Raw genomic sequence first — 12,256 nt, forward strand, 5'->3', positions numbered from 1 at the left:
AGCACAGCGATAACGGAAGCGACGTCCGGCGCCGGTGGGCCGACGGTATGCGGCTTGTGGCGGCCGACGCGCGAGCGCACCGGGAAGGTGGGTGGCAGGGCCGGATCGGTCCCCGGCAGCACGATCCACGCGCGGGTGTTGTCCACCGGCGCGACGTCCACCCGAGGCGTCCGGCCGAGGCCGTTCGACGCAGCGGCACCCCACCCCGCAGAGCCGGAGCAGTCTGGCTTGATCAGAATGGCGCGAACGGTAAACCACAATTCAACATGGCCACGATCACAAAGACCGCAGGCTGGTTAATTCACCTGACCAGACCACATATGAGAATTAACGGAATCAAGACCTCCGAATATATTTTCACTCTCTCCGAGCAGTCGCCAATGATCACCTCTATCGTCATGCGCAGGGCACTCCCCCGGAGCACCGAGCACCCGCACCGGAGGGGGCTTCCTTCCTGTCGGCATCTCCGAGGAGCATTCAGTGAACGTACGCAAAAAGCGCACCGCCCTCCTGACCGCTGCCGCAGCCGGGATACTGGCGAGTGGCGCGATGACCGCAACTCCCGCGCAGGCCGACACCACATGCAACAGCGGGCGGCTCTGTCTGATCGAGTCGAGTGGCAACATCAGGAACATTGACCCCGACATCGTCATCCCGGCTTGCAGCGTCGGTACCGTGTGGATCAGCGGCATCGATACGGCTCGCAACCGCTCCAACCGCGCATTCAGCGTGTGGGGCTCCAACGGGGCGTCTTTGAGCAGGCTCGATCCGGGCGAGACCATCGACTACACCCCCAGCGCATCATACAGATTCTGCAGGTGGGGGCTGTAATTACAGCCCTGTAATACAGGACTGCAATCCTGGCTTCAGCTCAAAAGCGTTAAAAGAATCCGTGAACAGAAAATGAAATCTGCGGGGCTCGGACAGGTACGCCGATCACGGGCGTGCCTGCCCCATCCGTGGGGTGTGCCCGACGTCTCTGGGCGGTGTTGCCCCCGTCAGTCCCCAGCACCGGAAGCAGATCCGGCAGGTGTTTCGTCCGAGGCCCGTGCCCGCCTCCACCCGCTCCGCCGATGCCTTCCCGTACAGCGTCGTACGCGGTTTCGTCGGGCGGCCCGCCGGGTCGGCGATCTCGACGAGGTCCCGAACCGAGCACTACGAGCCGTAACTCGACTCCCTTATACGGAGGTTCGGCCGGTTGGCGCGGAGGGCGCGAACGAGCTGATGGCCAACCTGTCGGCCTTCGATCTCGTCTACTCGCAGCGCCTTCTCCGCGATCGCGATCACGCGGAGAGCAGGCGGCCACGCGGGTGGCGAAGTTGCTCGGCCGGGGGACGAGCTGGGTCACGAACACGGAGGGCATGGGCGTCGGAGCACGTCTCGATGCGCGGCGAAGTCAGAAGCCGTCGCCCGCGACGGCCGTAGGAGGCCAAGACATGGACGCGCGGCGACAGCACTCGGACCTTGGCGGTCGTCGGCCCTCATCGCGCACGGGAAATATGCCCCCTCCACGGCCCAGCGCTGTCGTTCCTTCCGCCGCCGCCCCGTTTACGGGCCGTCCGCCCCGCGCGGACGGCCCGGCCCCGTTCACGGCTTGTCGTGGCCGGCGCGCAGGCTTGTCGTCAGGCTCAGCGCGAGCACGCCCAGGAACGTGAGCAGCGGAGCCTTCCACGTACCCGTCGCCGTATGCAGTACGGACGCCGTCAACGGGCCCGTGGCGGCGATCAGATAGCCGCCGGTCTGCGCCGCCGTCGAGAGCGCCGCCACGTGTTCGTGGTCCCTGCCCCGCTTGACGTACAGCACCCCGGCGACCGCCTGGCCGCCGCCGAGGCCCGCGCCGAGCAGCAGGGACCACAGCGCCGGTACGGAACCGGGGGCGGCCAGCAGGCCCACGTAACCCGTCGCGCAGATCAGGACGATGCCCACGAGGTGCGGGCGCTGGTCCTCGCGGGCCGCGGCCAGTACCGGCAGGACGAAACCGCCGACGGCGACTCCGACGATGAACAGCGACTGCATGGTCCCCGCCGTCGTCCCGGCGACGCCCGCGTCCACCAGGATCGCGGGCAGCCACGCCAGCGTCGTGTAGAAGAGCAGCGTCTGGAAGCCGAAGTACGCCACCAGGCTCCACGCCAGTCCCGTCCGCAGGACGCCGCCGGTCCGTTCGGCGGGGGTGGGTCCGGACGGTCCGCTCGGCTGGGGCGGCTGGGACGGCTGGGACGGCTGGGACGGCTGGGGTGGCTGGGACGGCTGGGGTGGCTGGGGCCGCGGTCTCGTCGGGGACGCACCGGACCGGGCCGCGCCGTCCGGTGCGCGCAGTTGTGGTGCGATGGCGACCGCCGCGAGTGCCGACGGGATCACGGCGAGGCCCATCGCGGTCTGCCAGGAGTGCCCGCTCGCCTGCCAGACCGGCACCATCAGCGCCGCGACCAGCGCCGAGCCCGCGCCCATGGACAGCGCGTAGACGCCCATCATCACGCCGACGCGGCGGTGCGCGAACCGGCTGCGGACGAACACCGGGATCAGTACGTTCACGATCGCCGTCGCGATGCTCACGATCACCGTGCCGACGAACAGACCGGGCAGGCCGAGTACGCGTACGACCGCTCCCGCGAGCAGCAGCACACTGGCCCAGAACAGGCCCCTCTCCTCGCCGAGCCGTCGGCGTACCAGTGTCGCCAGCGGTGCGAAGACGCCCATGCACAGCGGTGGCAGCAGGCCCAGCAGGGTGACCGTCCCGGTCCCGAACCCGGCCACCGGGGCCAGCGGGCCGAGCTGTCCGAACGCCACGCGGGTGTTGAAGCTGAGCAGCACGAAACCGGTCACCAGGACCACGGCCGAGGCCGTCGCGCGCGGCGGTCCGCCGGTGGTGTGCGGCGGGGAGGGGGACGGGGTGCGGGAGGCGGATGCCGGGGCGCGAACGGACACGGCGACCTTTCGGTGTTCTCGGTGTTCTCGGTGTTCTCAGTGCGTCCAGTGGTGGGCGACAGTGCTTCGGGCGGTGGGCGACACCACGTGCGGGGGCGGGCGACTCGGTCAGCTTCCACGCTCAAGTACGCTTGAGCGCAAGCCGACGGAGGTGTCCGTGAAGGATCTGTACTCGATCAGCGAGGTCGCCGAGGCGTTCGGCCTGACGGTCGCGGCCCTGCGGTTCTACGAGGAGCGCGGGCTCATCCGGCACAGCGAGCGCCGGGGGCGCGTACGCCAGTACAGCCGGGAGGATCTGGCCCGGCTCGCGTACGCGCAGCTCTGGCACGAGGACGGCATGCTCACGCTGACGGAGACCAGTGCCATCGTCGACAGCGAGAAGGTGGCCGACCGGCTCGGGCTGATCACCGCGCAGCGGGACGCGATGCTCGAACGGATCGAGAAGCTCGACCGTGCCGTGGCCGTCCTCACCCATATGCTCGGCTGCCGTACCGACAAGGCCCTGGACTGCCCGATGACCGGGACCTACGTCCGGGGGCGGGTCGACGCCGCGCTCAGCGGCACCCCGCACACGACGGACTTCCTGCCGCCGCCGGGACGGGGCGAGTGAGCGGCAGGGGACGGGGAGGGGTGGGCAGCAGAGGTGGGGGGCGGGATGTGGCAGGGGCAGGGGCAGGACGTGGGTCGGCACGAATGGCGAACACGGGAGGAACCTTCCCCGGCGGGCCGGTCGCCGCGTCGTCCGGTCACGACACCCCCATCCGCCCTCTCATCCGGCCCCTCCCACCCGTCCCTTTCCTCCGGGTCCTCTCATCCGGTCCTTTCATCCGGGCCCTCTCATCGCAGGAGCGACGCAATGCACCAACTCACGTACGGCGACATCAAGTCGGCCACCGACCGGATCGCCGGACGCGTCCGTCCCGTCGCCCTGACCCCGATGGACCCCGGCGCCATCCGCACCACCCACCAAGGCCCGCTCGACGACCGGGCCGGGCAGCCCGGTGAGGTGTGGCTGGCACTGGAGTTCATGCAGCACACCGGATCGTTCAAGGCTCGCGGCGCGCAGAACTTCGTCCAGGCCCACCGCGAGGCCGGCACCCTTCCCGAGGCCGGGGTGACCATCGCCTCCGGTGGGAACGCGGGTCTGGCGTGCGCCTGGGCCGCCCAGCAGCAGGGGGTTCGCGCCACGGTCTTCCTCCCCACCACCGCCCCGGCGGTGAAGGTGGCCAGGCTCCGCGGCTACGGCGCCGAGGTACGGCTGATCGGCACGGAGTACGCCGAGGCCCTGGCGGCGTGCGAGGAGTTCACCGCCGCGACCGGCGCGCTCGCCTCGCACGCGTACGACCATCCGCTCATCGCCGCCGGGGCCGGAACGCTGCTGGAGGAGATCCACCAGCGGATTCCCGGCCTGGACACCGTGGTGGTCGCGGTCGGCGGCGGCGGGCTGTTCGCCGGCGTCGCCGCCGCCGCCCGGCACCACGGCATCCGGACCGTCGCCGTCGAGCCGGAGAACTGCCGCGCGCTCAACGCCGCCCTGGAAGTGGGCCGCCCGGTCGACGTCACCGTGGACTCGATCGCCGCCGACTCCCTCGGTGCCCGTCGCACCTCCGCCATGGCCCTGCACGCGGCCCGGCAGGACGGCGTGCGTTCCGTGCTGGTGCCGGACGCCGAGATCGTCCGCGCCCGCCGGTCGCTGTGGGACCAGCGGCGTATCGCGGCCGAGCACGGCGCCGCGACCGCTCTGGCCGCGCTCACCGCGCCGATCGGCCGGGCGGACCGGCACGTGCCCGACCGGGGCGCGCCCGATCAGGATCTGTCCGAGCAGAATCCGTACGAGCAGAATCTGTCCGATCGGGGTCCGGCCGACCGGGGTCCGGCTGACCGCCCCGCCACGGCCGGGTACGGCTACCGGCCGGGCGTCGGCGAGAAGGTCTGTGTGGTGGTGTGCGGCGCGAACACCGACGTGACCACGCTCGTCGCTCCTCCCGGCAACTGATCGACTGACCCACTGACCGACTGGCCAGCTGTCCGGCTGACCAGCTGTCCGGCTGACCGGCTGACCGGCTGACCGGCTGACCGACCGGTCTCGGAGGCTGTCGGCCGGTCGGTGCCAGGACTCACCGACCGGGCCGGCCGGGCCGGGCGGGCCGACCGGACCGACCGCGCCGACCGGTCGGGCCTGTCCGCCCAGGCGGTCGGTCCCCGTCAGTCCCCCAGCACCGGCAGCAACTCCGGAAGGTGGCCGTCCGAAGCCCGTGCCGCCTCCACCCGTTCCGCCGGGACCTCCCCGTACAGCGTCGTACGCGGCTTGGCCGGTCGGCCCGCCAGGTCGGCGATCTCGACGAGGTCCCGGACCGAGCGGTACGAGCCGTAACTCGACCCCGCCATACGGGAGATGGTCTCCTCCATCAACGTGCCACCGAGGTCGTTCGCACCCGAGCGCAGCATCTCCGCCGCACCCTCCGCACCGAGCTTCACCCAGCTGGTCTGGATGTTGGTGATGTGCGGGTGCAGGAGGAGCCGGGCCATGGCGGTGACGGCCCGGTTGTCGCGGTCGGTCGGGCCGGGGCGGGCGATGCCCGCCAGGTAGACCGGGGCGTTGGTGTGGATGAACGGCAGGGTCACGAACTCCGTGAAACCACCGGTCTCCTGCTGGAGCCGGGCCAGGGTCCGCAGGTGGCCGAGCCAGTGGCGGGGCTGGTCGACGTGCCCGTACATCATCGTGGACGAGGAGCGCAGTCCCACCTCGTGCGCCGTCCTGATGACCTCCAGCCACGTGGCCGTGGGGAGCTTGCCCTTGGTGAGGACCCAGCGGACCTCGTCGTCCAGGATCTCCGCCGCGGTGCCGGGGATGGAGTCGAGTCCGGCCTCCTTCGCGGAAATCAGCCAGTCGCGGATGGAAAGGCCGGTGCGGGTGGCGCCGTTGACGACCTCCATCGGCGAGAACGCGTGGACGTGCATGCCCGGGACGCGCTCCTTCACCGCCCGCGCGATGTCGAAGTAGGCGGTGCCCGGCAGGTCGGGGTGGATTCCGCCCTGCATGCAGACCTCGACGGCGCCGACGTCCCACGCCTGGGCGGCCCGGTCGGCGACCTGGTCGAGGGAGAGCGTGTACGCGTCCGCGTCGGTGCGGCGCTGGGCGAAGGCGCAGAACCGGCAGCCGGTGTAGCAGACGTTGGTGAAGTTGATGTTCCGCGTGACGATGTACGTGACGTCGTCACCGACCACGTCACGGCGCAGTTCGTCGGCGATCCGGCAGAGCGCGTCGAGGGCGGGCCCGTCGGCGTGGAGCAGGGCCAGTGCCTCGTCGTCGGTGAGCTTCGTCGGGTCGTCGGCGGCGGTGGCGAGCGCGGTCCGTACGTCCCCGTCGATCCGGGACGGGACCATGCCGGGCGCGGCGGCCTCGCGCAGCGCCTCCCAGTCCCCGTACACCTCGTCGAAGTCGTCCCGTCGGTCGGAGGTGCGGCCCTCGGTGTCGATGGTGGTGTGCAGGTCGGTGCGGCCGGTGGCGGTGAAGCCCTCGTCGGGTTCCTGCCAGGGCAGGCCGACCGGTTCGACGTCCTCGCGGGCGAGGCCGGTGTCCGGGTCGGCGAGCGCGCGGACGTGCGGGAGGAGGCGGGGGTCGAGCCAGGGTTCGCCGCGCTGGATGAACTCCGGGTAGATGGTGAGGCGTTCACGCAGGGTGAAGCCGGACTCGGCGGTCCTCGCGGCGAGTTCGTCGATGTGCGGCCAGGGGCGTTCGGGGTTGACGTGGTCGGGGGTCAGCGGCGATACCCCGCCCCAGTCGTCGATCCCGGCGCCGATGAGCAGGGCGTACTCGGCGTCGACGAGGTTCGGCGGGGCCTGGATGCGGGCCGAGGGGCCGAGGATGTGCCGGGCCACGGCGATGGCGGCGGCCAGCTCCTCCAGCTCGGCGTCGGGCATGCCGCGCATCGCCGTGTCGGGCTTGGCGCGGAAGTTCTGGACGATGACTTCCTGGATGCCGTGGTAGGCGCGGGCCGTCCGGCGCAGCTCGAAGAGGGAGTCGGCGCGTTCCTCGTACGACTCGCCGATGCCGATGAGGATGCCGGTGGTGAACGGGACGTTGGAGCGGCCCGCGTCCTCCAGGACCCGCAGCCGGACGGCGGGCTCCTTGTCGGGCGAGCCGTGGTGCGGGCCGCCGGGCTCGGACCACAGGCGGGTCGCGGTGGTCTCCAGCATCATGCCCATGGACGGGGCGACGGGCTTCAGCCGCTGGAGGTCGGTCCAGCTCAGCACACCCGGGTTGAGGTGCGGGAGGAGGCCGGTCTCCTCCAGGACCCGGATGGCCATGGCCCGTACGTACGCGAGTGTGTCGTCGTACCCCTCGGCCTCCAGCCACTCGCGCGCCTCGGGCCAGCGGTCCTCCGGCCGGTCGCCGAGCGTGAACAGGGCTTCCTTGCAGCCGAGCGCCGCGCCCTCGCGGGCGATGCCCAGGACCTCGTCGGGCGACAGGAACATGCCGTGGCCGTCCCTGCGGAGCTTGCCGGGCACGGTGACGAACGTGCAGTAGTGGCACTTGTCACGGCAGAGCCGGGTCAGCGGGATGAAGACCTTGCGGGAGTACGTGATGACACCTGGCCGGCCCGCGGCCTCAAGACCGGCGTCCCGCACCCGGGCCGCCGATCCGGCGAGGTCGGTCAGATCGTCGCCGCGCGCCTGGAGCAGGACGGCGGCCTCTTCCCGGTCGAGAGCGACACCGTCGCGTGCCCGCCTGAGGGCACGCCGCATGGCGTTGGAGGTGGGGCGTCCGCGCTGAGGATCGGTCATGGATCGAGCATACGAGCGCGGCCCCGGCCTGTGACCAGGCACTCCGGTGGGCGGGGCGGCTCGGGGGGCGGGGTGTGGGTGGAGTGCGGGTGGGGTGTGGCGCGGCGCGTGGGTGGCGCGGGGGCGGGCGGTACGTGAGGTGTGGCGGGGGTGCGCGGGCGGAGGCAGGGGCGGGGCGCGGGGCGGCGGTGGAGGCTGAGCGCGGGCGGGGAGGCGGGCCCGGCAGGCCGATGGCCGAGCCTCCGGGCCGGGGCCGGCGGCCTCCCCGGCCGGGGCCGCTACCGCCCGTTCGGCACGTCCTGCGCGGCGGCCGCTTCCAGGGAGTTCAGCTGTTCGCTCGTCCACCCGGTGATACGAGTCACTTCCGCTTCCTGTCCGGCGCGGTCGCCGTCCTGCCGCAACGCGGACACGGCCTCGGCCCGGAGGTCCTCCTGAGCGGCCTTGAGTGCTTCTTCGGCTTCCACGCAGCGCTGAGCCGCGAGTTCGAGCTTGGCGGTATCCATGTCCGGCACCTTCCCCGGGCCGCGCGCCCGAACACACGGTGGGTCACGGATGGCTGCGGGCCGTGGGGGTGGGGCAGGCCGGAGGGGCCGGACGGGGAGAACGGCTCCGCGACAGCCCCGCCCTGTCCGTTAAGTCGCCCTTGTCCCCGTAAGCTCGGCCCGGTGATGGAAACGATCGTCTTCGACATCGGCGAAACACTCATCCGCGACGACCGGTACTGGTCCTCCTGGGCCGACTGGCTGGGCGTCCCGTCGCACACCGTCAGCGCCCTCGTCGGCGCCGCGGTCGTCCAGGGCCGCGACCACACCGAAGCGTTGCGCGTGCTCCGCCCCGACATGGACATCCGCGAGGCGTGCCACGCCCGTGAGGCGGCGGCGCGCGGTGAGTACCTGGACGAGACCGACCTGTACCCGGATGTCCGCCCCAGCCTCGCCGAGCTGCGGAGGCTCGGGGTGCGCGTGGTGGTCGCCGGGAACGGGACCGACCGGGCGGGCGCGCTGCTGCGCGGGCTCGATCTGCCCGCGGACCTGGTCGTCACCTCCGGCGAGTGGGGGGTGGCCAAACCGGACGCGGCGTTCTTCGACCTCGTACAGGAGGTGTCCGGGGCCGGTCCGCACGACACGGTGTACGTCGGCGACCACCCGAGCGAGGACCTGCTCCCGGCGCGGGCGGCGGGGCTGCGGACGGCGCATCTCAGGCGGGGACCGTGGGGGCACTGGTGGGCGGACCACCCGGACGTGGTGACGGGCGCCGACTGGCGGATTCGGTCACTGACCGAGCTGGCGGCGCTGGTGCGCGAGGAGCGGAAGGCGGACGTGGTGACGCCGACGGTACCGGGACAGGCGGGTACCCCCGATACCGGTACGGGTACGGCGGCGGGTACGGGTGCGGGGCTCGGCCCGTACGCGGGAGACACGCGCCAGGTGCGCTGACGGGGCGTCAGTTCTCCGTGTCGGCGCGCGGGGACGGATTCAGCCGGTCGCCCGCCCGGCGCATGTGCTCGACCATCGCCGCGTCCGCCGCCTCGGCGTCGTGGGCGCGGATCGCGTCGAGGACCGCTCCGTACTCGCGCAGGGTTTCGGCGACCGCGTCCTCGATGCCCCCGGCGTGTTCCGTCCACCCCTGGAGCAGAGCGCGGACGGAGTGCAGGATGTCGCCGAGGACGGCGTTCCCGCTGATGTCCGCCAGGTCGAGGTGGAAGGCGAGGTCGGACTCGACGAACGCCCTGACGTCCGTGCCCGCCTCCCGCATCCGGTTCAGATGGCCTTCGAGGCGTTCGACGTCGTCCGCGTCGGCCCGGTCGGCGGCCAGTCGGGCGGAGACGCCCTCCAGGAACGTACGGACCTCGGCCAGGTCCCGGGTGTGGCGCGTGCCGAGCATCATGCCCCAGCTAATGGCGCGCGGCAGGAACTCCGACGTGCCCTCGCGGACGTACGAGCCGGAGCCCGGCCGGACCTCGATGACGCCGAGCACGTCCAGCGCGGAGAGCGCGCCCCGAACGCTCGACCGGGCGACGTGGAGCGCGTCCGCGAGCTGCCGTTCGGCGGGGAGGCGGGTGCCGGGCTTCAGGTTGCCTTCGGCGAGGTGGTCGAGGAGCAGCCTGGCGACCTCGCTGACCGAGGACTCCCGTACGACAGGGCGCAGGAGGGTGGTGAAATCGGGCGCTTCGGGCTGCGTGGACACGTTGTCCAGTACATCAGACCGGACCTGTCGCACACGGCTCGGGCGACCGAATCGCGCTCATCGGCCGGGGTCGGCCGCTCGTCGGAGCGGTGGGTGGGCCTCGCTCCGGGCCTGGTCGGAGGGGTGGGGCGGCCGCGCTCCGGACGTGGTCGGAGGGTGGGTGAGCAGGCGTGGGCGGCCGGTCGGGACGGATCGGGGTGCCGGGGCCCGGTGGGCGCGGATGGGGCAGGGATCAGGCTTCGGCGGGCTCGGCCGGGCCGGGGTTCGGGCTTCGGCGGGCGGGCGGGCCGGGGGTCGGGACGGATCGGGGTGGGGCGGGGTGTCGGGCTCGGTGTCGGGCGGGCTCAGCCGGGGACGGAGCGCGCCACTCGGAAACCGACGTCGTCGATCCGGAAGGTCGGGTGGCTGCGGCGGCGCACCGAGGCCCGGCAGCTCCAGTGCTCGTCGAACCAGCCACCGCCGCGCAGTACCCGGTAGGTGCCGTAGACCTCGGCGTCGTAGACGTCCCAGCACCACTCCCAGACGTTGCCCAGCATGTCGTACACACCCCACGCGTTGGGCCGCCTGCCGCCCACCTCGTGGACGCGTTCGCCCGAGTTGCCGCGGTGCCAGGCGATCTCGTCGAGCTGCCCGTACCGCGCCCCGGTCGTACCGGCCCGGCAGGCGTGCTCCCACTCGGCCTCGGTCGGCAGCCGGTAGCCGTCGGCGGACGGGTCCCACTCGACGCCCTCGGCGGTGGCGCCGACACCGGCCGTGGCGGTGCGGTGGTGGTAAGCGGGCGTCAACCCCTCTTGGTGCGAAAGGGAGTTGCAGAACTCGACCGCGTCCAGCCAGGAGACACCCTCGACGGGCAGCAGATCACCCCGTGCGTCGCTCGGCCGTCGGCCGGTGACCTGTTCGTACCGCTCCTGGGTGACCGGGACGGCCCCGAGCCGGTACGACGCCTGCTCGACCGTCCAACTCCGGCGCGTCCGCCGGTCCGACAGGGTCACCCGACCCTCGGGTACGAGGATCATCCCGGTGTGCGCGCTCACGTCCATGAGTCAAAGATCGCACCAACGGGCTCGCCACGTGGGCGAGTACACCGATCACGGGCCCCGTGGGCCCGAGCCACCTCACTTCCGCCAGTCGTCGGCGAGCAGGCCGTAGATCACCTCGTCGGTGAACTCGCCGCCGGCCCACGCCGAACGGCGCAGTGTTCCCTCCCTGCCGAACCCGGCCCGTTCCGCCGCGCCGATCATCGCCCCGTTGTCGGCCAGTGTTTCGAGCTGGAGCCGGTGCAGGCCGCGCACCGCGAAGCCGTAGTCGCAGAGCACACGGACGACGTCCACCCCGAATCCCTGTCCCCGGAACGCGGGCAGGAGCGCGATCCCGAGGTGGGCGCTCCTGTTGTGGGTGTCGATCCCCCACAACAGCGCCTCCCCCGCCAGTGTCTCCCCGTCCAGGGTCACCACGGAGAAGCGGGCCGCGTCTTCGTCGGGTCCGGTCACCACGTACGGAGACACCGCCGAATCCCGGGGGATGGGACGCCAGGGCCGCGAGTCGGCCCTCGAACGCGTCGCCACGTCGTCGTACAGCTCGGTGTGCAGGACGGATACGTCCGACTCGTGCCGGGCCCGGAGCCCGATCTTGTTTCCACGCAGCATCCGCTGTTCCTATCCGCCCCTTCGCCGCACGGCAACCGAGTTACCGCCGCCGGGGCACGTGGCGGGGCGGGCCGGGCGGGCAGCGGGTCAGGGACAGATGTACCTCTTCACGGCCGCGTTGAGCTTCTTCGCCTCGGCGTCGGTGACCGGTCGGTCCGGTGTGCCGAACCGTTGCTGCGCCAACCAGACCGCTTTGCTGCCGTGGACCCCGGCGCACTGGTTCACCCCGTTGTCGATCGCGTCCTCGTCTCCCTTGGCCGTGACGAACCACGGGTCGACGGCCTTGACCGCGGCGAGGTAGCCGGTGCGGTTCTCGCCCGTCGGGTCCTTCGGTACACCGGCCGCCCGGCGTGCCTTGTCCTTGTCCACCGACCCGGTGGCCGACGGGGCGGTGGCCGGTGACTCGATGACCGGTGAACCGGTGACCGACGGCTTCGAGTCCGGGGTGGGGTCGGACGTGTGGCCCGCCGGGTGGTCGGACGCCTGCCCGGACGCGTGATCCGAGCTGTCACTGGAGCAGCCCGTGAGGGCGAGAAGCGCGGCGCCGACGAGCAGGGCGGTTGCGGTGACGGCGGTGGAGGTGGCGGAGGTGGCGGAGGTGGTAGCGGTGCGGCTGTGCATGGTTCCCCCAAGGGTGGCGGTGCGACCTTGTGGCCGAGGGGTCAGCATGGTGCACGAGCGGTGGCGCCGGGAAGGCCGGAACGGCGTGG

11 protein-coding genes are annotated in these 12,256 nt (G+C 72.0%); 4 read left to right on the top strand and 7 right to left on the bottom strand.

Translation table 11 applies throughout. The annotated features are described in order from the left end of the window. Positions 1-480: 480 nt before the first annotated feature. Positions 481-831, top strand: coding sequence for a hypothetical protein (locus tag PZB75_RS11785; RefSeq protein WP_275535258.1), 351 nt, complete (start codon positions 481-483; stop codon positions 829-831). A 756-nt stretch (positions 832-1,587) separates the two neighbouring features. Here PZB75_RS11785 and PZB75_RS11790 read toward each other — a convergent pair. Next, positions 1,588-2,925: an MFS transporter gene (locus PZB75_RS11790; RefSeq protein WP_275535259.1), complete on the bottom strand. Its 1,338-nt coding sequence runs from the start codon at positions 2,923-2,925 to the stop codon at positions 1,588-1,590. A gap of 157 nt (positions 2,926-3,082) precedes the next feature. On the opposite strand from PZB75_RS11790, the gene PZB75_RS11795 reads away from it, so the two are divergent. Continuing rightward, positions 3,083-3,535, top strand: coding sequence for a MerR family transcriptional regulator (locus PZB75_RS11795; protein WP_275535260.1), 453 nt, complete (start codon positions 3,083-3,085; stop codon positions 3,533-3,535). Positions 3,536-3,781: 246 nt separating this feature from the next. After that, positions 3,782-4,921 carry a serine/threonine dehydratase gene (locus tag PZB75_RS11800; RefSeq protein ID WP_275535261.1) on the top strand — a complete coding sequence of 380 codons (1,140 nt, stop codon included), beginning with the start codon at positions 3,782-3,784 and terminating at the stop codon, positions 4,919-4,921. Positions 4,922-5,130: 209 nt separating this feature from the next. On the opposite strand, the gene PZB75_RS11805 is transcribed toward PZB75_RS11800, so the two are convergent. Next, entirely contained in the window at positions 5,131-7,713 is a 2,583-nt protein-coding gene (locus PZB75_RS11805; RefSeq protein ID WP_275535262.1) for a bifunctional FO biosynthesis protein CofGH, read from the bottom strand. 278 nt (positions 7,714-7,991) lie between these two features. Continuing rightward, positions 7,992-8,216, bottom strand: a complete 225-nt coding sequence (locus PZB75_RS11810) for a hypothetical protein (protein WP_275535263.1) — start codon at positions 8,214-8,216, stop codon at positions 7,992-7,994. A gap of 165 nt (positions 8,217-8,381) precedes the next feature. On the opposite strand from PZB75_RS11810, the gene PZB75_RS11815 reads away from it, so the two are divergent. Then, a complete protein-coding gene (locus PZB75_RS11815; protein ID WP_275538677.1) occupies positions 8,382-9,149 on the top strand; it encodes an HAD family hydrolase in 768 nt (255 codons plus the stop codon). Positions 9,150-9,156: 7 nt separating this feature from the next. Here the strand turns inward: PZB75_RS11815 and PZB75_RS11820 are convergent, their stop codons facing one another. The 4 genes from PZB75_RS11820 to PZB75_RS11835 form a co-directional block, all read right to left on the bottom strand. Further along, entirely contained in the window at positions 9,157-9,900 is a 744-nt protein-coding gene (locus PZB75_RS11820) for an FCD domain-containing protein (protein WP_275535264.1), read from the bottom strand. Positions 9,901-10,244: 344 nt separating this feature from the next. After that, a complete protein-coding gene (locus PZB75_RS11825) occupies positions 10,245-10,940 on the bottom strand; it encodes a formylglycine-generating enzyme family protein (RefSeq protein ID WP_275535265.1) in 696 nt (231 codons plus the stop codon). A 75-nt stretch (positions 10,941-11,015) separates the two neighbouring features. Then, positions 11,016-11,546: a GNAT family protein gene (locus tag PZB75_RS11830; protein WP_275535266.1), complete on the bottom strand. Its 531-nt coding sequence runs from the start codon at positions 11,544-11,546 to the stop codon at positions 11,016-11,018. A gap of 87 nt (positions 11,547-11,633) precedes the next feature. Further along, positions 11,634-12,167, bottom strand: coding sequence for a hypothetical protein (locus PZB75_RS11835; protein WP_275535267.1), 534 nt, complete (start codon positions 12,165-12,167; stop codon positions 11,634-11,636). Positions 12,168-12,256 lie beyond the last annotated feature (89 nt).

It is taken from the genome of Streptomyces sp. AM 4-1-1, from assembly GCF_029167625.1.
In the GTDB taxonomy this organism is placed as follows: Bacteria; Actinomycetota; Actinomycetes; order Streptomycetales; family Streptomycetaceae; genus Streptomyces.

Bases quoted from the DNA above. Each gene is read 5' to 3' on its own strand.
- PZB75_RS11835 (WP_275535267.1), bottom strand. From the start codon at position 12,167: ATGCACAGCCGCACCGCTACCACCTCCGCCACCTCCGCCACCTCCACC.
- PZB75_RS11830 (WP_275535266.1), bottom strand. From the start codon at position 11,546: ATGCTGCGTGGAAACAAGATCGGGCTCCGGGCCCGGCACGAGTCGGAC.
- PZB75_RS11800 (WP_275535261.1), top strand. From the start codon at position 3,782: ATGCACCAACTCACGTACGGCGACATCAAGTCGGCCACCGACCGGATC.
- PZB75_RS11805 (WP_275535262.1), bottom strand. From the start codon at position 7,713: ATGACCGATCCTCAGCGCGGACGCCCCACCTCCAACGCCATGCGGCGT.
- PZB75_RS11825 (WP_275535265.1), bottom strand. From the start codon at position 10,940: ATGGACGTGAGCGCGCACACCGGGATGATCCTCGTACCCGAGGGTCGG.
- PZB75_RS11815 (WP_275538677.1), top strand. From the start codon at position 8,382: ATGGAAACGATCGTCTTCGACATCGGCGAAACACTCATCCGCGACGAC.
- PZB75_RS11810 (WP_275535263.1), bottom strand. From the start codon at position 8,216: ATGGATACCGCCAAGCTCGAACTCGCGGCTCAGCGCTGCGTGGAAGCC.